The organism is Chitinophaga sp. CF418, from assembly GCF_900142925.1.
Taxonomy (GTDB): Bacteria; Bacteroidota; Bacteroidia; order Chitinophagales; family Chitinophagaceae; genus Chitinophaga.
The window spans coordinates 23,844-45,911 of sequence record NZ_FRCN01000021.1 but is presented as its reverse complement, the minus strand read 5'-3'; the positions used below and the strand labels follow the sequence as shown (position 1 = coordinate 45,911).

Annotated in this window: 19 protein-coding genes; 6 read left to right on the top strand and 13 right to left on the bottom strand. The window is 44.0% G+C overall.

All coding sequences use genetic code 11. The features are described 5' to 3' along the window. The first annotated feature begins 10 nt into the window (after positions 1-10). A complete protein-coding gene (locus F3I09_RS32775) occupies positions 11-1,369 on the top strand; it encodes a RagB/SusD family nutrient uptake outer membrane protein (protein WP_149699278.1) in 1,359 nt (452 codons plus the stop codon). Positions 1,370-1,451: 82 nt separating this feature from the next. Beyond that, on the top strand, positions 1,452-1,802 hold the full coding sequence (locus F3I09_RS32770; RefSeq protein ID WP_149699277.1) for a hypothetical protein: 351 nt from the start codon (positions 1,452-1,454) through the stop codon (positions 1,800-1,802). Here the strand turns inward: F3I09_RS32770 and F3I09_RS32765 are convergent. Beyond that, positions 1,796-4,024 carry a S9 family peptidase gene (locus F3I09_RS32765; protein WP_149699276.1) on the bottom strand — a complete coding sequence of 743 codons (2,229 nt, stop codon included), beginning with the start codon at positions 4,022-4,024 and terminating at the stop codon, positions 1,796-1,798. The genes F3I09_RS32770 and F3I09_RS32765 overlap by 7 nt on opposite strands. 117 nt (positions 4,025-4,141) lie before the next feature. Between F3I09_RS32765 and F3I09_RS32760 the strand changes: the two genes are divergently transcribed. After that, positions 4,142-5,602 (top strand): hypothetical protein, encoded by a 1,461-nt coding sequence (locus tag F3I09_RS32760; RefSeq protein ID WP_149699275.1) that lies wholly within the window; start codon positions 4,142-4,144, stop codon positions 5,600-5,602. A 31-nt stretch (positions 5,603-5,633) separates the two neighbouring features. On the opposite strand, the gene F3I09_RS32755 is transcribed toward F3I09_RS32760, so the two are convergent. From F3I09_RS32755 to F3I09_RS32720, 8 genes are all read right to left on the bottom strand, one after another. Further along, positions 5,634-6,326, bottom strand: a complete 693-nt coding sequence (locus tag F3I09_RS32755; RefSeq protein ID WP_149699274.1) for a retron system putative HNH endonuclease — start codon at positions 6,324-6,326, stop codon at positions 5,634-5,636. Continuing rightward, on the bottom strand, positions 6,310-7,809 hold the full coding sequence (locus F3I09_RS32750) for an AAA family ATPase (protein WP_149699273.1): 1,500 nt from the start codon (positions 7,807-7,809) through the stop codon (positions 6,310-6,312). Before F3I09_RS32750 ends, F3I09_RS32755 begins: the two co-directional genes overlap by 17 nt. Next, positions 7,806-9,179 (bottom strand): restriction endonuclease subunit S, encoded by a 1,374-nt coding sequence (locus F3I09_RS32745; protein WP_149699272.1) that lies wholly within the window; start codon positions 9,177-9,179, stop codon positions 7,806-7,808. Before F3I09_RS32745 ends, F3I09_RS32750 begins: the two co-directional genes overlap by 4 nt. After that, positions 9,154-11,331, bottom strand: coding sequence for an N-6 DNA methylase (locus tag F3I09_RS32740; protein WP_149699271.1), 2,178 nt, complete (start codon positions 11,329-11,331; stop codon positions 9,154-9,156). Before F3I09_RS32740 ends, F3I09_RS32745 begins: the two co-directional genes overlap by 26 nt. Continuing rightward, positions 11,331-11,546: a helix-turn-helix transcriptional regulator gene (locus F3I09_RS32735; RefSeq protein WP_149699270.1), complete on the bottom strand. Its 216-nt coding sequence runs from the start codon at positions 11,544-11,546 to the stop codon at positions 11,331-11,333. The genes F3I09_RS32740 and F3I09_RS32735 overlap by 1 nt, the downstream gene beginning before the upstream one ends. Before the next feature lie 183 nt (positions 11,547-11,729). Further along, positions 11,730-12,470 carry a hypothetical protein gene (locus tag F3I09_RS32730; RefSeq protein ID WP_149699269.1) on the bottom strand — a complete coding sequence of 247 codons (741 nt, stop codon included), beginning with the start codon at positions 12,468-12,470 and terminating at the stop codon, positions 11,730-11,732. 27 nt (positions 12,471-12,497) lie between these two features. Beyond that, entirely contained in the window at positions 12,498-13,154 is a 657-nt protein-coding gene (locus F3I09_RS32725; RefSeq protein ID WP_149699268.1) for an ATPase, read from the bottom strand. After that, positions 13,105-13,773 carry a hypothetical protein gene (locus F3I09_RS32720; RefSeq protein WP_149699267.1) on the bottom strand — a complete coding sequence of 223 codons (669 nt, stop codon included), beginning with the start codon at positions 13,771-13,773 and terminating at the stop codon, positions 13,105-13,107. Before F3I09_RS32720 ends, F3I09_RS32725 begins: the two co-directional genes overlap by 50 nt. A 619-nt stretch (positions 13,774-14,392) precedes the next feature. Between F3I09_RS32720 and F3I09_RS32715 the strand changes: the two genes are divergently transcribed. Next, on the top strand, positions 14,393-14,959 hold the full coding sequence (locus F3I09_RS32715; protein WP_149699266.1) for a hypothetical protein: 567 nt from the start codon (positions 14,393-14,395) through the stop codon (positions 14,957-14,959). 142 nt (positions 14,960-15,101) lie between these two features. Further along, on the top strand, positions 15,102-15,497 hold the full coding sequence (locus F3I09_RS32710; protein WP_149699265.1) for a hypothetical protein: 396 nt from the start codon (positions 15,102-15,104) through the stop codon (positions 15,495-15,497). Here the strand turns inward: F3I09_RS32710 and F3I09_RS32705 are convergent. Genes F3I09_RS32705 through F3I09_RS32690 form a run of 4 tightly spaced genes read right to left on the bottom strand, consistent with a single transcriptional unit; the run spans position 15,494 to position 18,546 of the window. Then, positions 15,494-16,486, bottom strand: a complete 993-nt coding sequence (locus F3I09_RS32705; RefSeq protein WP_149699264.1) for a hypothetical protein — start codon at positions 16,484-16,486, stop codon at positions 15,494-15,496. The two genes, F3I09_RS32710 and F3I09_RS32705, sit on opposite strands and share 4 nt — an antisense overlap. 29 nt (positions 16,487-16,515) lie before the next feature. Beyond that, the gene (locus tag F3I09_RS32700) at positions 16,516-16,788 is read right to left on the bottom strand and encodes a hypothetical protein (RefSeq protein WP_149699263.1); all 273 of its coding nucleotides are present in this window, start codon (positions 16,786-16,788) and stop codon (positions 16,516-16,518) included. Then, the gene (locus tag F3I09_RS32695) at positions 16,778-17,938 is read right to left on the bottom strand and encodes a FecR family protein (protein WP_149699262.1); all 1,161 of its coding nucleotides are present in this window, start codon (positions 17,936-17,938) and stop codon (positions 16,778-16,780) included. The genes F3I09_RS32700 and F3I09_RS32695 overlap by 11 nt, the downstream gene beginning before the upstream one ends. Positions 17,939-17,982: 44 nt before the next feature. Next, the gene (locus F3I09_RS32690; protein ID WP_149699261.1) at positions 17,983-18,546 is read right to left on the bottom strand and encodes an RNA polymerase sigma factor; all 564 of its coding nucleotides are present in this window, start codon (positions 18,544-18,546) and stop codon (positions 17,983-17,985) included. 258 nt (positions 18,547-18,804) lie between these two features. On the opposite strand from F3I09_RS32690, the gene F3I09_RS32685 reads away from it, so the two are divergent. Continuing rightward, positions 18,805-22,062, top strand: coding sequence for a SusC/RagA family TonB-linked outer membrane protein (locus F3I09_RS32685; RefSeq protein WP_149699260.1), 3,258 nt, complete (start codon positions 18,805-18,807; stop codon positions 22,060-22,062). Positions 22,063-22,068: the final 6 nt, after the last annotated feature.

Sequence of the window (22,068 nt, the reverse complement as noted above, 5' to 3'; positions counted from 1 at the left end):
CTGTTTGGGAATGCGATGGATAATATTATTGCTCTTCTTCCTGCTATTTTGCGGTAGCTGTCGCAAATTGCTGGATCCCGGAGATCCGGTGGATGGAGGCACTTCTGGTACCGTATATCAGTCTGATGCTAGTGCGGCTGCAGTACTGACGGGATTGTTCTATAATATGAGCAACGATGGGGCATTCATGGGAGCAGAAGGTCTTTCCTATCTCTGTGGGCTCTCTGCCGATGAGTTCCTGTTACAACAGGAGGATGAATTGTCCCTCGATATGTATAAAAACCAGGTAACGCCTAATACTGTACCGATATGGAGATTGCTATACAAATACATCTATCAGGCTAATGCCGCTATCGAGGGACTAACGGCTTCTACCCGCCTTACGCCTGCCATCAGGCAGCAATTAACAGGAGAGGCAATGTTTGTCAGGGCTTTCTGTTATTTCTACCTGGTGAACCTGTTTGATGAAGTGCCATTGGTGACCGGCACTGACTATAAGGTAAATGCCACCATGCGCCGCACGCCGGTTGTGAAAGTTTATGAACGGATCCAACAAGACCTGGAAGATGCTGTAACGCTGCTGCGGACGGACTATGTGCAGGCAGACATATTATCTACCACACCCGAGCGCGTACGGCCCAACAAATGGGCGGCTACTGCTTTACTGGCCCGGGTGCATCTATACCGGAATAACTGGCAGGCGGCTATCACAGCCGCAACAGCCATTATTGACAATAAAGCTGTATACGATACTGTTCCATTATCAAAGGTTTTCCTGAAAAACAGCAAAGAAGCTATCTGGCAAATACAACCGGTGAATAAGACTTTTACAGAAGACGCCATGCTGTTCATACAACAACTTCCTGTTTTCGCAGCGCAGACCTTCATGCAGATATTCGAAAAAGATGATCTGCGTAAGCAATATTGGTTGGCTGGCGTGAGTGATCGTTATCCTTACAAATACAAAGCAGCAGATGCAACAAAGCCAGTAACAGAGTACCTCATGGTATTGCGTCTGGCAGAGCAGTACCTGATCAGGGCAGAAGCCAGATTACACTCGGCAGACAAGGATGGCGCCCTGAAAGATCTTATGGTGGTGCGGCAGCGGGCTGGTTTACCTGTGCCCAGGATCAATGGTGCCGGCCCGATAGACGATGCTATCCAACATGAAAGACAGGTGGAATTGTTCTCCGAATGGGGCCACCGCTGGTTAGATCTCAAACGAACCCATAAGGTTAATAATGTGATGAAGGCAGCCACAGCTGCTAAAGGTGGCAACTGGAAAGCATATCAGCAATGGTATCCTATTCCGAGAAGCGAGATGCTGTTAAACCCGAACCTTACGCAAAACGAGGGGTACCAAGAATAAACGCTGTCTCCAAAGTCCTGTTTTTTGTTCCTAATTCTTTTCCATTTTAGTCTTCCTACCTTTAATTCAAACGCTTTATGTTATGAAAAAGGCCAGGATTATTCTAACAATGATCGCCTTGTCTGCAGTTTTGGTGGGGACAATGTCATTCAGAGCCAAACGGCGGGGACTCACTAACCTGTTTTATGCAACTACAGGTAATTTCTCTCAGAACGGAGCCTCAAGGAACCTTACCTATGCCGCAGAAGCGCCATATCGTACTTTCCGTACGGATACCTGGGAGCTTCCGGTTAGTGCTCCTTTCCCTTCCCCTTTGTATACAGGCACTACCCAATCTACTACTACCGTAGGTGGGGCTTTTTATTTTATTACGGTAGTAACGGGCTCTCCATGGCCTACCTGGCTGGGTGTTTATGATGATAACGGTCAGTGAGCCTTCATCCAGTCCGGCGCCGGTTTACCTTTCAGATAATGATCGAAGAACTGTTGCTGCCGGACGGTGAAATCCAGTTTCTGCGGATCGCGGAATAACTGATGTCCTTCATTCCTGTACTGAATCAGCCATACGGGCCGTTGTAGCCGTCTTAAAGCGGTGAACAGCTCCATGCCTTGTGCGAAAGGTACGGCATTGTCGTTGTCGTTATGCATCAGCAACAGGGGCGTATGTACCTTGTTTGCACGGATGACGGGGGAGTTTTTGAGGTATAGTCCGGGTCTGTCCCAGGGTGTAACGCCCATATTATTTTGTCCTTGTTCGTATAACTGCTGCATGGCAGTACCTGTGATCTTCCTGATAGCCCCATACCCGCTGAAAAAATTAACAGGGCCGGCACTGGCCTGCGCAGCGGCAAACAGATCGCTGTGTGTGATGATGTAGTTGGTGATATATCCACCGAAACTATGTCCCTGCAAGCCCATTTTCTGCCTGTCTACCCAGGGATGGGCGGACAGGTACTTTGCTGCCCGTAATACCGCTTTGGCAGTGCTTTTACCGGGATGTCTCTTTTTTGTGCGGATGTCAGGGATGAATACAATATACCCATTGCTGACATATGACGGCACATTCAGATTGCCTTCGCTTAACGCAGGCGGCAGGTATCTGTGCAGGTAATCCTTGCTGCGTTCATAGTAGTGAAATATGACCGGGTATTTTTGCTGCGGATCAAAATTCGCTGGTTTGTATAACAGCCCTTCCTTTGTTAATTCCACTGTCAGCCAGTTGTAATCTGCCTCCGGCCGGATGTTAGTAACAGGTGTAAAGCGGATAAAATCATCCGTCAGTAACAGATTCGGAGCTGCTGTAGCCCGCATGTGCTGCAGCAGGTAGACAGTGGTGTCCTTTGCTTTAAGGGGCTTGTATTGATCCAGCGGATATTGTGGCCAGTAATATAAGCAGTCATCCATCGTACAGGGAGCTAAACTGTTGTTGTAGCATCTCCAGAAACCATTTTCTTTTGTTTTTGTATCAAAGGCGGCGAATATGCCGGGGAACAGCAAGCGGAAAATGGTATGCCCTTGTTTGCCTCCTGTTATGTTCACGGCAGGTTTACGTCCTGTTGGATCCACCTGCCAGATGTCGTTAGCCGTATGTATAAAAAGGGCGCTATCGCCCGCTGTCCATTGTGCCACCTCAATCCCCTTTAGCAAATCGCGTGTATAACCCGTGGCAATCTCATAACAGCGGATGTAATGGCTGGACGGATCCAGCCAGGTCATAAATTTTTCGCCCGGAGAAATGGCTGGCTGAACGAGCAAGTTTTCTTTATTCGCAGCGATCGTTTTTCTTTCGCCGGTTTGAGTATCTACCAGATAGAGAGTAGAGATCACGGCTTTGTTCCAATAGTATTCCTGGTAGTTGAGACTGTTTTGGGTAATGATATACCGCCCGCCGTTCTGGTAAGCGATCTGTGTACCGGGCGTATTGACAGGCAGTGCCTGCGCGTCTTCCAGCCGGATGACGACCGTGGTTGGGATAGGCTGAGGCGTTTGCAGATAGTTATCCTGGTAATTCCAGACTCGGATCTGTTCCGGTGGGGGCAGTTTAGCAGGCAATAACTGACAGGTGATCCGCTTACCATCCCGGGAAAACTGTAATGGACCTGTACAGCTGTCGTGCAATATCCTGATCGTGTCCACATCCCGCTGATAATACCTGAGCGTACGGTCGGTGATAAAAGCCAGCTGTTGCCCCTTGAATGTTATCTGGCTGACCGGCCCTTCATGGATTGTTTTACTGCGACCGGTATTGAGGTCCATCCAGATAAGTGCATTAGGTTTTTGCAGTATGAGCTGCTGTTGCTCAATCGTATAGTAGCTCACATCCGGCAAGTAGCTTACACTATCTGATGAGAAGATGGCCAGGGTATCGCCCGGTAGCTGGAATAGAAAACGGTCGTCCGAAAAGGCAGGATTGAACCCGCGGGGAAATTCCCGCTGCAGTTTGTTATCCCTCGAGTGTAATACCAATATGTCCCCTGTTGCTGGTGAGCCATACTGGTACCATATATACCGTCCATCGTCCCGTATGCCGTAGGTAGAGGACAGTCTTGTCCAGGTACGGTAACTGTCATTTGTAACAACCGGTTTTTGAGCCCACGTCATGAGATGACAGCAGCAGAGCAGGAGAGGGATCGATATGGGTTTGGCGGTTAACATGGATGTGCTTTAAATCCGGTTTAAATTAGCATTTAACCAGTAATTTTAACCACCTTTAAAAATATTCTCTATCTCCAAACTTAGCTATTGGCCCGGCCCTTTAAATTCCTGCATATTATGAGAATGCGTTTTAAGAGATATGTATACCTGGCGATGTTCACCATGCTGCTGCAGTTTGTTGTCTTCAAGTATTTCTATCCGTTTCCTAACTTCATGCAGGATTCCTACAATTATCTCCGCAGTGCCTATACCAATGCAGATGCGAATATGTGGCCGGTAGGCTATGCAAAACTGATCCGCTTTGCTGGCTTCTTTACACACTGGGATACGGCACTGATCTTCATGCAATACTGCTTTTATCACATCTGCGCACTGTATTTCTTTTTTACGGTGCTTGATCTGACTACAGTTGGGAAATGGGCCCGCAGATTGATCTTTGCCTTTCTGTTCTTAAACCCTGCTATCCTTTACCTGAGTAATTATGTAATCAGCGATGTCTATTTTATCGGTATCAGCCTTATCTGGATATCCCAGTTGTTCCGGCTGGTGTACCAGCCTTCAAAGTTGTTGCTAGCCGTCCATTTGCTGGTATTGCTGCTGGCTTATACTGTCAGGTACCATGCATTGATCTATCCGCTGGTCAGTATAACCGTGATCGTCTTTTGTTCCTTTACCGTACGTGTTAAGATAGCAAGCGGCTTGATCATGGTCGGTATGATCGGCGGCTTTATGTTATACACCACTTATCAGTCTGAGAAGGTGATGGGCACCCGGCAGTTCTCCGCCTTCAGTGGATGGCAGATGGCCAATAATGCCGTACATGCCTATGCACATATGCCGGAGCGGCCTCCCTTGCAGGTACCCGCGCAATTTGCAGCCGTACATAGTAAGGTAAATGCGTATATAGATTCGCTGCAGCACATTCCTATGTCCCAACGTCCCGATGGGCCTTTGATGGCTTTTTATCTATGGGATGCAACATCTCCTTTACAACCTTCACCCGGTGCTGTGAACATTGCAGACAATGCCGCGCACCTCCGCCAGATGGCAGCTGTGGCGCCATTGTACAATGATTATGGCAAATACCTGATCAGCCAATATCCCCTACCATATTTCCGGTATTTTCTGCTGCCGAATTTTTTCCAGTATGCGTATCCTCCGGTTGAAAACCTCGGTCTGTACAACGACGGACGTGACACGGTGTGGCCCATTGCACAGACCTGGTTCCATTATCCTTCCAATAAGATCTATACCGTCTCCAATAAACGGGAGCTGATCCTGTTCGACTATTACCCTGCATTGATGGTCTTCATTATCCTGTTGTTCATTTCCGGATGGATCGCATATTACCGGGTATCCGGCCCTTCTTTTGCGGACATAAAATTCCGGAGTGCGCTAAGAATAGGCACCTTTTACTGGATCGTACACTATGGGTTCAGCGTACTCGCTTCACCGGTGGTGTTACGATATCAATTGTTTAATATGATATTGGGTGTGGTGTTTGGCGTGTTGCTATGGGGAGTTGTTTTTTCCGCCAGCAAAACACGTGGCTCCCGGGTTGGCAACCCTGGGCTATAAACACATGGCTTCTGATGGCGCCTATTGTGGGTTAGGAATGATGCTGGCGGATTTTCTTTGTTAAATAATATACGGCCACCATACAATATGGGCGATATTTACCATCTTTCTTGGTAAGCCACTGCACTCTTTCCTGCTCGAAAAATTTAAGTTTTAACTGCTTTTGGGTCAGCTTTCTGCTTTCTGCTTCTACTCTCTTTTGTACTTCCAGATAGACTTCCCTTCTGCCGTCTTTTAGTGTTTGCATGTTCAGGTTCAGAATCTCATTTATCTGGCGGTTAATCTCGTTATCGTTATTGACGGAACTTATTTCACCTTCTGCATTGTATTTAAAAAGGGATTCACAATTGGGACTTAACGACAGAGGGTTTATGGTCAGATCAAAATATGCTTTTTTCGTATCGCATGTCTGAAGCTTCCCAGGATGCCCTTCATTTCCCATACAGGCACCAAACAGGTTTGTGTATATGAGCTGAAGTTCCGGATAGTTTTCCTGGCATTTGTAATGCTCCACTTTCATCTGATAGCTTGAACTTCCATCATTGTTTGCATTAACGACAATACGTTTCATACAATAACAACATATGTGTCCCTGTTCCGCTAGTAAAGAACCACGTAGCTCATTTTTGTCTACTAGCAATATGTTGTCAAAGTTTGCCCCAGGTCTGTTCGCCCTATGTTTCGTTAATGAATTAGGCTCCTTGCTTTTAGTTATCAGTTTCATTGATCTCGTCTAAAAAATCAAGTTGTACTTTTGCTCTGACAATTACCGGATCATCATCTCCTAATAGTGCAGCCATCTCTGCAAATTTTCTTTTTGCAGCCTCCTTGTCTTCATCTTCTATGAGATTGAACAGTATACTTAGGTCCTTTGCAATATCTATATTCCTTCCTTCCACGCCCATCATTTCATATAAAATGGTACTGATGTCTCGTCCATAATGTCTAGGTGTGAATTTTACTATTTTTGCATCTTCCATTATCTGGACCTCTGCTTTTATAGGATTTGCGTTTCCGAGCAATTGAGGAGAGTGTGTAGCGATTACAAACTGGCTGCTGGAAAGACCACCTTGTTCATTAAAATGTATAATACTCTCAATAAACATTCTTTGCCATGCCGGGTGTAAATAAGTGTCTGGTTCGTCAAAAAGGAATAAAGTATTCTGGCCTGCAACCAATTCCGTGAGTCCTTTTACAATGATCGCCTGCTGCTCACCTTCGCTGAACACGGTAAATGAATTGTTATCAGTATTTTGTAGTGAAAAAGAAGCATTGTCCCAGAAGCCATCCACGTAGAGTATATACAGGATCTTAAATAGTCTTTTTTCTTCCCCAAGATAGTCGCGGATCTGAAATAATTTTTCCTGACCTATGATAGATATAATTAGTGCCTCATTGCCTACGGTCTCTATAACAATATCCCCTTCTGCTGCATCAGAGGGAATGTCAGATGACGACGAAGCCTGATCATTGAGGTAGTCCAGGAATGCTTTTATTTCGCCTTCTGCACCCCACCAGTTGTCAATTTTCCGTTTTTGTGCCCATTTAGGCCGTTTTAATTTGATTTGTATACTTAGGGCACGGCCTATCTTGGCTTTTTCTAACAGGAATATGGGGATGTCTCCAAATTCAAAAGACAGCAAGCTGATTAGAATCAGGTCGAAGATCGCAGGTTCGAAATATAAGAGTGGAGTGGCGCCTGTTGTATTGCCATCCCTATATCGTTTTGACAATTCTCTATTGTGAGGCGCTACTATATCCTTCATAGTTTCAGACAGCCCTGAATAGTAAACGACCACATTGCTGGGCAGAATATTTTCAAATTTGTGAAATCGTTGTTCGATCTCTCCTCTTTCTTCCAGCGTAATGACCATGTTGGATGCGCTATCAACAAAACTAACCTTGTATGTAAGCCCTGATCCTTCGTCTGGTGCCGCTATTTCAACGTCTACATAGTCTGTTTTGAAGTGGCCGGTAGTAGACGTAGTACTGATCATCTCTTCCAGCCGCAGTTTATAGTTTAATTTGAATCCAAATTTAGACTTGTTGCCTAACAGGGCATAACTAAAGATATGTGCGATAGCCTCCAGGATACTGGATTTTCCGGAACCATTGATGCCAATCAAAATAGAGATCTCTTTGTTGAAATCTATTGAAAATTCGTTTAGAATCTTATAGTTTTTAATGTACAGTGAGTCCAGTTTCATCTTTCAGTGTTAAAAATTGCCTGCATGAATTCCCTTTCGGCTGCTGATCGATGCGCTTCTGCACTTTCATTAAGCGCATTTATTTTACTATGTTGGGCAACAATTTGTCTGGTTATTTCTTTTTGTACAGGTATGGAAGGAAGTATTACTGGTATATTCAGGAACTTGTCTGAATCAATACTTCCCACAGTAACGCCTTTTCTGCTGGCCATTTCCAAAACCAGGTTCTGAAGGTAGCATAAATAAAACAGAAAATAATGATTTGTAACTATTCCTTCTTTTATTTTCATCGCCTTCACATCCTGATTAATGGTAGTTGCTATTTGTGCCATGGCAACCGGAAAGGAATGTCTGAGTATACTGCTTCTGAATACGCCTAGTACAGTTCCGGGAGGATGGATTTTCAATCCGTTGCTGACAGCTGTTTCTGAGACACTATCCTCGCTGTTACTGATATAAAGGCTTTTGAAGTCTTTTGGCGATATCCATGGGATATCCCCATTCCAGTAGTGACTATTTGAGGTGGCAGGAGTTTTACCTCCTTCAAAAGTAGTAATAACTCTTTTTAATGGTTGTATATCAAATTTTGTATGCGTAAAATTGAAGGAAGTCTGATCCGTTATGGAAGAAGATGCCCAGGTGGATAGCCGTTTATACTGTATGAATGTATGAGATGAAGAAATGGCTTCTTTGCATCCTTCCTGTATTCCCAACTGATTTAAGAAAAATTGTCTGGACTGGTTAAATAGGTGTGTTGCCTCTTTTTCTTCCTTTTCGGCCTTAGCAATGCGGCGGTCGTGGGTGTTTAATAATTGTACCTGCACATCTATAGGGGGAAGCGGAACATATAACATCTTTAAGATGTAAAATGGAATACTTGCCCGTACTGTACCCGTTGTATTTTGGTTTAGTATGTTGATAATCGAGCTGGTTCTCAATATCCTGATCAGGAAATCCGCCAGCAAGGGTTCTTTACAACTGAATACAACATACGCGGGGCTGATGTAATCGTTTTTATGGAGTTCTTTCTTTAAGCCAATACTTCCTACATTGAGCCGGTAAGGATTATAAGCGACCCAGCCCAGCTCCACTTTCTTATAAGGTTGATTGAAATTTGCGCCCTTATCTGAATAATTGTCAAATAGGCCTTCCTTATTATTGATGCCTAATATCCCAAATTCCTGTTCGGGAGATGCTGAGAGGTGGACCCGCAGGGATTCTTCCCGGATATAATCGCCCAATCTTACAATTGGATAGGTTGATCGGATGTCGGATGACAAGAGTTGTCTCCCTCTCCATGATACGAGATCACGGAATGCGACAAACTTTATGTCTGTATGATTGTTAAATGCTGCCGGAGTCTTTGCCATAAAATATTTCTGGTTCACCTACTGCTGTTACCCGTTGAAAGGCATTGTTGAAAATATCATATCGTATCTTCTCATTCCGTTCGGTCCACAGATTGTTTTTGATGCGATGCTCTTTGAATATTTTCGCTATTTCAGATAGTTGTGCTTCTATCGGCATTGCGGTATTGGACGACGACTGATCTGCTGTTATGTTAGATATTAAAATTGAATAATCAAATTCATCTTTAATCCCGGAATTGATGGCGTCATTTATTTCCTGCAAAAGCTGTTTTTGTTTGTTTCTTAGTTCTTTTCGCTCCTCTTTGTTTACATTACGGCTATTGAGCCTGGTACCTATTTCATTCAGTTGCTCATCATATTGGGGGGCGATCTTATTAGTAACAGCATCCTTTACCCTAGCATAATTTTCTTTTTCTTCAACTGTAAATTTTTTGAGAAATACTAGGTTAGGCTTCATTGATGTCAGGGACAACGTTCCTTTAGGAAGTGCCGTGATACCAAGTATTTTAGCCTTACTTTCGATAAACTCCCTGGCCTTCTGTAGTTTGCTGTCATTTAATATTTTCTCACTGAGAATGATTCCCATTCTGCCGCCAGGTTTTAATAAATTAAGACACCTTTCGATGAAAAGGACCTCGAGGGTAGATGCATATTCACCAACACGGTATTGCGATAATATTTTAAATCCGTTTGGTTGATATAGTAGGCTCTCCGGACTATGGGAAGAAAGAACTCCCATTGGTGGATTGGCAAACACAATGTCAAATTCACCCTCTGGTATTTCATTCCTGACCCATAAACCATTATGGTTATAGATCCGACGGGGATCACATCCGTGCATAACCATATTGATCCTTGCAACTTGCGCCATTTTTGTGCTTACTTCAACACCTGTCAGCGTATCAAATGATAATTTGTGCAGCCGGCTTTTAGGATTGCCGGTATTTAACTCGGCATTTAAGAATGAAAATTGATCACTTATTGTTTGGTCAATTTTGAAGCTTTCCTCGCGGGATGCATGAAGATAGTGATCATCATGATAATGTTCTTTTATATCTTTCTTTACGTGGTTGATATCAATTTTGATCTTTTGGCAGATATACTCATGTGACTGGATTAGAAACCCTCCGCTGCCACAGCAGGGGTCGCATATAGTTTCACCTTCCTGTGGGGAGAGTATGTCAATCATGTGATCTACAATGAGCCTTGGCGTGAAAAATTCACCAAGTCTTCCCTTGAATGTGTTTGAGATAAATTTCTCAAATGCTTCGCCCTGTATGTGATCTGAAACTGCAAATGAATTATAACGTCGAAGTTCTATTGATAGGCGAATGAAACTATCAGGAGATATTTTCAATTTATCGTCCCAATCAAACAGTGCATTTTTCCCGGAATGTTTTTTCACTTCATCAAATAAATATTCCATCTTGTGGGTTACGGAATTGATTTCATCGTTTGTTACCCAGATGGTCTCCCAGGGATCCATGCCGCCAATCGTATTGGGAGACAATATTTCGCCAGGATGGTTGCTTTCATAATAATGCTTAATGAGAAGTACTTTGGTCATTTCCTCAAATGCGGCCTCGGGAGTGAGCCTTTCATTATTTCGCAGCATGGTATGACACCGGAAAAAAAGTGTGCTTAGTTCTTCACTTGTCACATATGGCGTCGGTTCAGGTGTATCCCGATATGTTGATAGTAAAGGAACGGGCTTGGGAATATCGGAAATTTCTTCTCCCGGCTCACCTTGAACAGTCGTATTTACTTTAAAGACCTTGATATATCTCAGGTTAGCTGCAATAAAAAAAATTGCGTTGGCATATTTTGCGAATTCAATACCTCTGAAGTAATCCTCGGTGAGAATATCTGTTTTTTCAGTCCTGAATTCGATAACAATCGTTGGTGCTTTTTCCTGGAGAATGCTAATATCATCCCATATAGCTATATCAGCCACAGCATACTTCGCACTATTAGTGAGTGGAATTCGAATGACTACGTCGCGTCTGATCTGATCCGGCGTATAGCCATACTGATAAACAAGCTTATTAATAAATTGTCCGATCAATAGCTCTTTTTCTGATAGCTCTGGCTGAATATTCCTGCTGTTGGTACTGGAATTGATCTTATTAGCTGAGATAAGCGTAAATGTCATTAGCTGGTGCTTTTGGTGGAGTTAATTAATTCCAGGACATCAACCTCCAGCAACGCTGCTATGGCGATGAAATTGTCCATAGAAGGCTGTACCTCATTTGTACACCAACGCGAAACTGTAGTTTCATTCTTGCCTAGTTGCTCGGCCAGCCATTTATTGGTTTTCCCATTTTCAGCCAGGACAGCCTTTAGTCGATTAATTGCCTTTTTATTCATATAAATTAGCATTGTATGCAAATATATCGACTTTTAGCTTGACTGAAGCTTAATTAATAAATGAAAAAACTATTTCCATGTTGTTCATGCGCGGGCAAATAATCCCTTCATCTGATCAATCAATCAGAAAAAGGCTCACAAACAAACATGGAAATAGTAGTGGATACTGGGGTTAAGAGAATATCAAAAGTTTAGATTTTTTAAGTCAGTGTCTGGGGCGCTGTCTTCGCACTCATCTTCGGCTGTATATACATGCACAAGCTTTATCGCATTTATCCTCTCTTTAAAGCCTTCGTTATAGAAGTTAATAGCAAGAAACAAAAATAACGGCAATCTGCTGCTTTTGTCCAGCTTTACTGTCAGCTGTTTATGTTCTAATCCGGGATCAGAAAAAGGCAACATACCGGAAGATGCCCATTTGATGTTAAATGACTGTTGTGAAAAATTAATATCTGCAACAGCTAACCTGATCTCCAGGTCGGTTGCAGTAGCTGCCAAGGGATGTTGCTGCGGAGAATCATGTATGATAGGCCATATGTTCAACCTGACCTTCTTTTTGTCTATCCTGAAATTAAGCAAGCTCTCAGGAAATACTTCACAAAAAGGAAAACCTGTATTCAACTCGACATTTATCAGCAATTTAAGGTCACCGTCTGCTGGCTTATACTCTCCCCGGGGATTTGATTTGTCAGATCTGAGTACCTGCGACATTGCTTTGGTTAACCGCCATTGACGGCTTCTGTCATGTACCGGCTCCATAATGTTTTCCATAACAGTGCGCAGCAATTTTGCTGATCTGGCAGCGGTGGTAAAGTCCTGCCAGTTTTTGCGAACGTTCTCAAAAGCAGGATCGTTGTGAAGACGTTCTGCAGAATGGCCACGAAGGCGTTTGAGCTTGTGTCTGCTCGTGTTGTTTTTTTTCATAATTATGATAGTTTTAGATTAAAAATTTTAGTTACTTCTTCTTTTGTCGCTTGCTCCTTTATTAAAGCCTATTCTGTTAAACATTTCCCGCAGGCGGCTTCTTATTTCGGCTCCATATCGTTCTTCGATCTGCAGGGTGTGCAGACTGGAAGTAGCATGTGTGATCATTCCGCACTGAATAAAAAGCTCATACCTGGCATGAAAGATCTGTTGCATGATCTGGCAGGATGTTCCGTAGTGTTTAACGATAATTTCTTTACCCAGGTCATCGAAACAGTAGGTTTGCGGAATGCCGTCCGGTTTGAAATTACCGTACGTATACTCGTGTATGGTGTCCGGTCCTTTCCTTCCAAAATCCAGTGCCAGCTTTGTACAGCTTATTATTTTATATTCTTCAGTGGGATGGGTGAGATAACGCATCAATTGCATGATCTGTGTTTTCCCTACACCAATAGGCCCTGAAAGAAAGATCCCTTTTTTCAGGTCTATGCTGCATTGTGCTGCCACATCTTCATCGCGTAACATCCATGCTATGATTGGCACCAAAACGTGCAGATCTTCCTTATAGAGCATAAAATGATCTCCGAAAAGCTGTTTCCCTTTCTGCTGCAGCTCCCGCAGTATCTGCCGGTAATCAAAAAGGCTCCTGATAGTCCTGATCTGTTTTGTCACTATAGGATGCATTTTTGTTAGTTTTAGGGTTTGCCGCATTTTTATCAGCCATCCATTTATGCGCGAGTGCCTGCCAGTCTCTGATGGGCGAATCGCCGGAATGCCAGTTCTTACTTTCATGCTGATACCAGAAGGAGACAGCCTTAAATAGCGGGTATTGGTGCTCACGGAAGAATTGATGTACTTCGTCCTGAGTAGGTATTGACCGTGCGTTTGAATTAGCGTTTAATAAATTTTCAGTGTCTTGTTTAGGAAAGTGTCCCATTTGTGGGACATCTGCTGTCCCAGATGTGGGACTACCGTGGTTCATTTCCGGGATTTGTATAGGTTCATTTCTGGGACAGGAGAAGATAGTCATTGTAATTGCGCCTGCTTCGTATTTCGTTCGTGGCCGATGATATTTGAAATATCCTGCGTTTTCAAGTTCGCGCAAACATCGGTAATATGTAGTCTTGGAGCCGATTTTGGCTTTTCCCATGACCTTATCGCGATAGATCGTAAATGTTTGCCTGAACATCGTCTGATTCCAGATCCTGAACAGCGTAAGATATAAACTTTGGTGGTGCGGAGTAAGCCAATCCTGGTTTTCGGCTCTCTCGAAGAATGAATTAAGATGAGTGATATAATTCATTTATAAAATGGAAATTTTGAGATTATGAATAATTAGAATGCCAACATCTGCATAGATGTTTAGGGATTCCGCATTTGTGTAGTGAAAATTGATTTGGGTAGGAGGACCTTTATGTCATGAGCAGGTGCTGTTCACCTGCACGACTGTTGTCTTATAGTAGACCTAGTCGTAGGGATAGTCCTAGACATAGTCGTAGTCGTAGGACTGAAAGGATGGTATGTAGATTGAATCTATTCATGACTTAAAGCAAGTGATGCTTTATATCCTACTAAGTTAAGAAAAAAAATAAATTCAAAAATTCATTTTGATAAAATTTTTTTCAAAAGAATTATCCGTAACCGTTCATCAAATTTTCACCCCATCGCAAATATGGGTTGTTCGAATGCCGTCTAAATTCGTGTGGTAGCGGCTTTCAGGCGGCGTAATATTGCACTGTCAATCGCCGGTAACTGAGGCCGCGTCCGGGACAAGAGAGAGACGCCTTTTGTTCCACTCAACTGGCAGGTTGGCAAAAAGACAAATACTTCTTTGGACGAACAAGCGACGAAGAAGCATCGAAGAAGCGACGGCCAAGCGAAGTGTCAAAAAAGATTTCTAAACATTAAAAATTTTAAACATTATGGCAAAATCAACTGATAATATCGTGTTGAAAGGAGCATCAGGTACTATTGCTGATATGCTCACTTTAACAAAGAAGCGTTCCGGCGCTATCATTCTCGGAAAGAAACGGGGTGCAAGTTCCGTTCCCCCATCCGAGGAACAATTGGGTATCCAGCGCAGATTTAAACGCGCAATGCAATACGCAAAGGCGGCAATTCTGGATCCTGTTGTGAAGGCAGCGTATCAGGCATTCGCTGGTCCTGACCAAAGCGCCTACAATATGGCTGTCAAAGACGCCTTTAAACCACCTGTGGTTGAAAGCATCACGACTAAAAACTACCAGGGCGCAGTAGGTGACACCTTGCTCATCAGAGCACTGGATGACTTTAAAGTCACCGCTGTTAACGTCTCCATCCGCACTGCTGCTGGAGCAATCGTAGAACAAGGCAATGCTGTACTGCAGTCTAACGCGCTGGATTGGTTGTATACCGCTACTGTCGCAAATGCCGCATTGGCCGGTACAGTGATCACTGCTATTGCAGTAGATACTCCCGGTAATGAGACACCGAAGGAAGTAGTGCTGTAACTACGCAGTCATTATCATTCTGACTGGAAGGTCCCCCATATTTGTGGGGGACTTCTTTTTTTTTAAAAAAAAACTTCTTTCTTTTCATCCTTTTTTACCCCTAAGTATAGACTATATATAGTGGGAGGACAAAACCAACTATATGAAAAAGAAATTGAACCCCGTTTTAGACAGGAAGAAGCGAGCCCAGCATGGCACTTCGAATATGATATTGATAATTACATTATTGCTTATCCCGTTCCTGCACAAGCCGGTATCCCGTCAGCAGGGATCTGTCAGGATCATTTTCGAAAAGCAACGGACGGGCGGCCTGGATACGCCACCGCTGACCATCAACCTGACGGTAAAGGATAAACTTATTCCTGTGGGCAGTGCTACCCTGTTGCTGCTGCTGTTTTTCTATGTAAGGAAAAAGGAGAAAGGTGCACAAGGGGCAGATGACTCCGGTATGGTAATGGACGATGATGAGGTTATTGCCGCATGGAATCAGGTGAAAAAACGGCTATTATCTGATGATGAAGAGAATGAGGATGCCTAATTCCGTTGAACGGATATATTAAAATTGTAATATTCCTCCACGCTGGCGATCATGGTCTCTGTATCCAGGGCCACTGCCGCGGCTATCTCACTGAAGTCATGGTCTTGCTGCATCAGCAGGTCGAAGGCCTTCATCATTTTTAACATATGGATACATTCCTCAATAGTGATCGCAAAAGTGTTCAAAAAGCCGGTTGTTAATTCCACTTCGGGGATCTCATACATCCAGGATATCTTGTGGATATCGTAATAGATGTTTGTATGTGTCTTCATATACTCGAAGATCCTATGGTAAACGTCATAGGTGTCTACATCGTCAATGAACATGGATTTATCTTCGATAGTATACTGGCGGCAGAAGATGTTGAAAAGGTCAGTGCAGCAGCGCTCCAGGTATAAGGCCGCCTCCTGCCGGAGGTAGCGGCAGGTTAGTATCTTTGTGACAAGTAGGTTGCTGACGGCATTAATAGTGTATGGGTGCTTGTTGACAACCCGGTTGCCGGCAGAAACTTTACTAAGCCGTTGGTACAAGACCGGGTGACCCTTTGCCAGTTGGGGCATGTGTTCGGGAAGTATGTTAATGTTGAGAGACACGGCTTTAGTGCCAGCTTCCAGGGGAAGATAACTTACTCCTGGCCGGAGGTGAAAGAGATTGCAGGTGTCTTCCTCCAGCTGGAAGGGGAGTGAATGGGGCATTCTGATGTTAAGACTACTTTCATACAGATAGTGTAAGGTATACAGGGGAAATGGTACAAATGGACAGATCACCTGGTCGCGGTAGGCCATGATATCATGCACCCACAGAGAAAACTTACCTAGTTGCAGATGCTGGGAAAGAACCTGGACGTTAGCCTGCTGCCAGCAATGGATCCCGGCGTAGGGTAGTAATAACTGAAGATATTCCTCCGGTATCCGGGCGGCATTTGTATCTGAGGTGCGCTTACCTTCCAACGGCAGTAATTTGGCATCTCCTTGTGTTAACGGTGACATTATGATGAGGGTTTGGAGTATAATAACAGTTAGGGTTGAACAATGGTTCGTTTTTTCACCTCTTCCTGCAGCATTAATTTGATGGAAGTAAATGGGGAAAGGCCAGGTTTATATTGCCAAATCCAGGAATAGATCTCAGTGGTGACTGACCATGCCGCTGCCTGGTCTTTCAGACGCAGGTAGGCATCCAAGAATACTCTCTGGCGATAAGACATGAACAATATTTCCAATGCTTCTATATCGCCTTTACGGATTTTGATTAGCAATAGTCTTTCTTCAGCGATGGTTAATTTATGGGACATGGTTGAGAGAAATATGTAATGTACTATCCTTGTCAAAATAATATTTAAACTTGTCGTGTGATGGGAAAATGACTGCGGTATTGAGAAAATCTATAATGGAAGTACCTCTGACCAATTCCCCATCGATGAAGCGCGATGTATCTACTGAAGCCGGGACATCGATGCTGACAGGATAACGGTAGCAGCATTCCATTACCCGGGCCAGGTCCCGCAATGTAGCTTTGGAGCAGGTATACCTGCCCTGCTGCCAGGACAGCACCACTTTGTCGTCAAATTTTACTGTATCAATGGTTGTTCCTTTTTGCCAACTGGCAGCATAACCTGGTGTCAGGAGGGTAGATCCTTGTCCGTTTTCCACTTTGACACTACCTCCTTTTAGCGCTACCTGTATACCTCCCTGGTGTTCGGTATTTATATTGAATGATGTTCCCAGTACCTGAATTTTACCCTCTTGTGGCAAATCTACAATAAACGGCCTTTGCGGATCGTGTGCTACTTCTACGAATGCTTGTCCGCTAACAGCAATTTCACGGCGAGGGCCAGTATGGCCAAGGAAAAATGTTACAGAGGTTTTCGGGCCAACATAGAGTGTGCTTCCATCAGACAGTACAAGCTGATAATTTTCACCCCGTGCGGTAATGAGTGTCGCCTTCTCAAACTGGTTTATAGCACCGTGAATGAAGGCGGTATTGTGCTGTTTGCCGGATGTAAGATTGGCGATCTTATTGTCATTTATTTTATCCAGCCTGATAAAGCTGCCGTCTGTGAACATGAGCAACGGGTATTTATACATAGTGGCCTGCAGATCCGCTGAGGTTTTTGATATGGTTGTTTGTTGCCATTGTTTATAAAAGAGAAGCGTTGCGGCAAGGATAATTAATATGATGATAAAGGTGCCGGGGCCGCGAAAAAAGCCCTTCCTTGTTTTACCTTTTTGTTTTTCCAGCTTTGTGAGTGCTCTTTCTACAGATATTTCTTCGTCCAGTGCTCCCTTCATATCCCCTTCCGTCAGTAACCTGATAATGTCCTGGCGAAGAGTGACAGCATCAGGCTCTTCTGCCAGGATCTTTTTGAGCATGGCCGCATCCTCTGGTGTAATATCGCCCACCAGTTCATCGATTACTAACTGGGTTATCTGTTCCTTGTCCAATGGTTATGTATATTAGAATGTAAAGCTTCCTTATCAGATCAATACTATGACAGAAATGTTTTAAGAGAATGACATTTGCGAAGGCGTTTGCGCGCTTCCAGGATGTATTTTGTTACCGTCGCAGGAGATACTCCCAGCGCTGTAGCAACATCCTCTTTCTCTTTTTCTTCAAAATAAGAAAGTTCTATAGCCCTTTTCAACTGATCGGGCAGTAAACGTAGTGCAGCGTATAATGCAGTCCGCAATTCAGCCATTTCCATGCGATTGGTAGCAGGTTCCTCATCTGCTAAATGCATCCCGTACTTTTTGCGAAGTTCATCTTTCCTTGTTGCTATCGAATACATGGTCATGCAGCGGTAGCGAACTGACTGGTCCAGATATGCTTTTACACTTGTTGTAATGGTCAGTTCATTCTCTCTGTTTAAGAGTGAGAGGAAGACATCGGTAACTGCTTCATCTGCTGCATCTCTGTGTGGCGATTTGGTACGGGCAATCAGCAGCAGCGGCGTGTAGTGACGTGTGTACAATAGGGCAAGGGCCTGCATGTCCCCGTTTCTTATCTGCTCGACTAGCTGCAGATCGGTTATTGCATTCTCGTTTAGATTCATCTTGTATCAATTTAAAATTAAACATGGTTGGTTGATCGGCAAATTATTGAATGATTTTTCACGGGTAGGTTAATAAGTAGTTAATAAAAAAAATAGCTAAACAGGCACGAAGAATAAGGAAGTTTATGATACTAGTATAAAACGGCGAGGATAATTTCATATTCATGCGCTGAAGCAATGCGGGTATTTAAATACCTGTACTTACTCCTATGTCGATCCTTTTGGTCGGTATTTTATTTAACAAACAAAATTTAGAGAATGACCAAATCTACCAATACCTGCTGCCAGCTTGTTGGAGGCATTGTCGTAATGTTGATTTGTTGCTGTGCGGTAGGTACATCCAGTGCCCAGGTACAGGAGCTGGATTCTCTTGTGACAATCTCACGGAAAAGTATGGTGCTGAAAGACGTGTTTGAAGTCCTCAGGAAAAAAGGATATGTTCTTGAGATCAACAATAGCGTCGACCTGAGGGATACCGTACATGTAAAATGCAGGAAAGTACAGTTGAGCAAGTTCCTGGTAATGCTATTCAAGGATAAGCCTATCGAATGCACGATCAGTGGTTCACACATTGGCTTTCGCATAAAGTCAGCAGCGTCAGGCCCAGAAATGGCAGATACCATCAAGATGTTCCATGGGGTGGTTACTGATAAAAACGGACATCCCATAGATAAGGCGTCTGTAAGGCTGAATAATGCCAAAAGTGGGAAGACGACAGATGCTTATGGAAATTTCTGGTTGTACAATGTAAAGGTGGGGACAGCCATCAGTGTGAGCTGTGTAGGTCTAGCTACTTATGATGCCACGGTGCCGAGGGATACTATATTAAATATTAGACTGGAAGAACAGACCAATAACATAGGGCCATACGAGGCAAAAGGCAAAAAAACAAAGATGCCAGAGGAGGCAAAGAAGCGAGAAAAGCCAAAGAAGCCCCGTCAGAGGGACAGTGAATACCATTTCCCGGAGATGAGGGCTATTACAATGAGCGCGCAGACCAATATAGCAGATGACCTTAGCGGGAAGATTCCGGGAGTCCTGTTACAGCGTACCAACGGAAGATCTGCGTCCAGCAGAAATACAGAAATAAGAGGCCTTACCAGTTTGGACAGAAACAGCCAGGCCTTATATCTTGTTGATGACGTGATACTAGCTCCGGAATTCAAAGGGGGAGAAGGCACTATGAGCCAATCCAGTTCTACACTGTCATATCTTTCAACCGCAGATATAGATACTATCATCGTATTGAAAAGTGCAGTTGCGACTGCGTTATACGGCGCCCGGGGTGCTAATGGCGTAGTATTGATCTACACTAAGAGAGCCGCTCATACTGACAAAACACATGTTATGGCTGATGTTTCCTATAGTTGGGGCAAGGTGCCACGCCGGGAGCAGTTGTTAAAAACGACCGAATACCTTCAACTGCGTTGGGATGCATGGAACAATGACGGGTTGCGGCCAACCAATGGGAAAGCACAGGATATGCTTAGCTGGGATCCTCGCGGATATACTGACTGGCAGAAGGTGTTAATAGGTAATACCGCTCATTACAGGGATGCTATCGTTACAGTTTACGGAGAGAAGGAAGCAGTCCAGTACCGGATAAGTGGAAGCTATGGGGAGAATTCTACTCCATTTATGCGGGAAGGCAATAATTACGGAGATCATAAGTATGGCCTGCATGGCAGCGCTAATATGAAACTGATGGATAACCGCCTTCTTATCTCATCAACAGTACTGGCAAATATTAATGAAACGAGCCTGCCTGGTGCAGACTATACTGCAGGTATTGCGCTACCTCCCAATGCGCCTCCATTGTTTAAGAACGGAAAGGTCAACTATGCATTGAATAATTCAATTACTTCCATGCCGGATTTTTATGGCCGCATATCCAATATACTGGCTACTACCAATATCGCTTACCATGTCAGGTCCTGGTTGAGTTTTATGCTAATGGCAGGATATCATCATATGGGAGGACACACTACCTCCATCACGACCATTGCAAAGAGGGGAGAGGAAGGAGGTAATTTAACTGCTTCTTCGACTGAAAACAATTACCTCTCCCACACGTTTGCTTTTGAGCCTTCTGTACAATTTAAGCTGCGCTGTGATTCGCATCGGATAGTGCTGAAACTGGGTGGGGCTTACAACAGTATCTATTCAAACAATACAACGATTGATGCTGCCGGATTCCTACGGGATCAGGACATTCTGCATTATGAGACAATACAGACAGTAAAGCGTATTCCGTTCTCCAGCCGTTACAAATATGCCGGAGTATATAGTCACATAAACTATGATTGGAAAGAGAAATATACACTGGAGCTCATCTTACGCAGAGATGGCAGTAGCCGCTTCGGGAAAGATGAACAGGTGAATTGGTTCGGTGGTGGCGCAATAGGCTGGGAGTTTGGAAGAGAGGCGTTTGTACGGCATGCGCTGCCAGGCCTCAGTTATGGAAAAGTGCAGCTGGGCTGGTCCGCTACAGGGAATGATCAGATAGCAGATTATCAGTATGCGGGAAGCTATCAGCCGGCAGGTAGTTATCAGTCTGTAGACGGACTAATGGCGGCCAAGCAGCAGAATAGTGCTTTAACGGGTGGAATGACCTACAAGAAGGATGTTACTGTTAATCTTGGTTTCTTCGATAACAGATGGGAGATTGAGGCAGCATACTATCGTAACCGGTCAAAACATCAGCTGGTGGAATATCCATTACCTGAAATGGCTGGTGGCGGGACCATGCAGCGGAATATGCCTGTGACTATACAGAACAACGGCGTAGAACTAACACTGAATGCAAAGCTTGTACAGCGTAAGCACTGGAACATGGCAATACGTTTTAATGCGGCAAGAGGTACTAATATGCTGCTTTCTTTCCCAGGTCTGACAGCTGCGCCTTCAGGTCAGACACAGTTAAAACGCCCTTTAAGAGAGTTGTTTTACTATGATTTCCTCGGTGTTGATCCCAAGACAGGGAAGTATATCTACAGGAACAGGGAAGGAGAGACAGTGAACGCCGCGGCCCTGAATGAAAATGACAGGACAGTGGCCATCAACACTTCTCCTCAGTTCTATGGTGGCTTTGGATTGACATGTACATGCTATGGTTTTGAGCTGGCCTTTTCCGGGCAATATATGAAGCGTATGGGGGAGAATGCCATTATTGACAAACAGCATATGGTTGGTACGATGTGGAATCAGCATGTTTATGTTGCCGATCGCTGGAGAACGATAGGTGATAATGCACTGGTACAAAGGGCTACTCAGGCATCGTCGGCTGAAGCGGATTATAAAAAGTACCTGAACAGTACAGCTGTCTTTACGGATGTCTGGTACATACGGATGAATAATATTACTGTTGCCCGGCAGTTCAGGAAATACAGGGTTTATTGCAACGTCAGCAATCTGTTCACATTTACCAATTATCAATCATTGGACCCCGAAACCCTTAGCAGGACGGCTTTACCATTTTTACGCACTGTCAAAATCGGGTTACAATATCATTTTTAATGACAT

Bases quoted from the DNA above. Each gene is read 5' to 3' on its own strand.
- F3I09_RS32725 (WP_149699268.1), bottom strand. From the start codon at position 13,154: ATGCATCCTATAGTGACAAAACAGATCAGGACTATCAGGAGCCTTTTT.
- F3I09_RS32745 (WP_149699272.1), bottom strand. From the start codon at position 9,179: ATGGCAAAGACTCCGGCAGCATTTAACAATCATACAGACATAAAGTTT.
- F3I09_RS32760 (WP_149699275.1), top strand. From the start codon at position 4,142: ATGAGAATGCGTTTTAAGAGATATGTATACCTGGCGATGTTCACCATG.
- F3I09_RS32765 (WP_149699276.1), bottom strand. From the start codon at position 4,024: ATGTTAACCGCCAAACCCATATCGATCCCTCTCCTGCTCTGCTGCTGT.
- F3I09_RS32770 (WP_149699277.1), top strand. From the start codon at position 1,452: ATGAAAAAGGCCAGGATTATTCTAACAATGATCGCCTTGTCTGCAGTT.
- F3I09_RS32720 (WP_149699267.1), bottom strand. From the start codon at position 13,773: ATGAATTATATCACTCATCTTAATTCATTCTTCGAGAGAGCCGAAAAC.
- F3I09_RS32700 (WP_149699263.1), bottom strand. From the start codon at position 16,788: ATGTCCCATAAATTAACCATCGCTGAAGAAAGACTATTGCTAATCAAA.
- F3I09_RS32750 (WP_149699273.1), bottom strand. From the start codon at position 7,809: ATGAAACTGGACTCACTGTACATTAAAAACTATAAGATTCTAAACGAA.
- F3I09_RS32705 (WP_149699264.1), bottom strand. From the start codon at position 16,486: ATGTCACCGTTAACACAAGGAGATGCCAAATTACTGCCGTTGGAAGGT.
- F3I09_RS32735 (WP_149699270.1), bottom strand. From the start codon at position 11,546: ATGAATAAAAAGGCAATTAATCGACTAAAGGCTGTCCTGGCTGAAAAT.
- F3I09_RS32685 (WP_149699260.1), top strand. From the start codon at position 18,805: ATGACCAAATCTACCAATACCTGCTGCCAGCTTGTTGGAGGCATTGTC.
- F3I09_RS32710 (WP_149699265.1), top strand. From the start codon at position 15,102: ATGAAAAAGAAATTGAACCCCGTTTTAGACAGGAAGAAGCGAGCCCAG.
- F3I09_RS32775 (WP_149699278.1), top strand. From the start codon at position 11: ATGCGATGGATAATATTATTGCTCTTCTTCCTGCTATTTTGCGGTAGC.
- F3I09_RS32730 (WP_149699269.1), bottom strand. From the start codon at position 12,470: ATGAAAAAAAACAACACGAGCAGACACAAGCTCAAACGCCTTCGTGGC.
- F3I09_RS32740 (WP_149699271.1), bottom strand. From the start codon at position 11,331: ATGACATTTACGCTTATCTCAGCTAATAAGATCAATTCCAGTACCAAC.
- F3I09_RS32715 (WP_149699266.1), top strand. From the start codon at position 14,393: ATGGCAAAATCAACTGATAATATCGTGTTGAAAGGAGCATCAGGTACT.
- F3I09_RS32755 (WP_149699274.1), bottom strand. From the start codon at position 6,326: ATGAAACTGATAACTAAAAGCAAGGAGCCTAATTCATTAACGAAACAT.
- F3I09_RS32690 (WP_149699261.1), bottom strand. From the start codon at position 18,546: ATGAATCTAAACGAGAATGCAATAACCGATCTGCAGCTAGTCGAGCAG.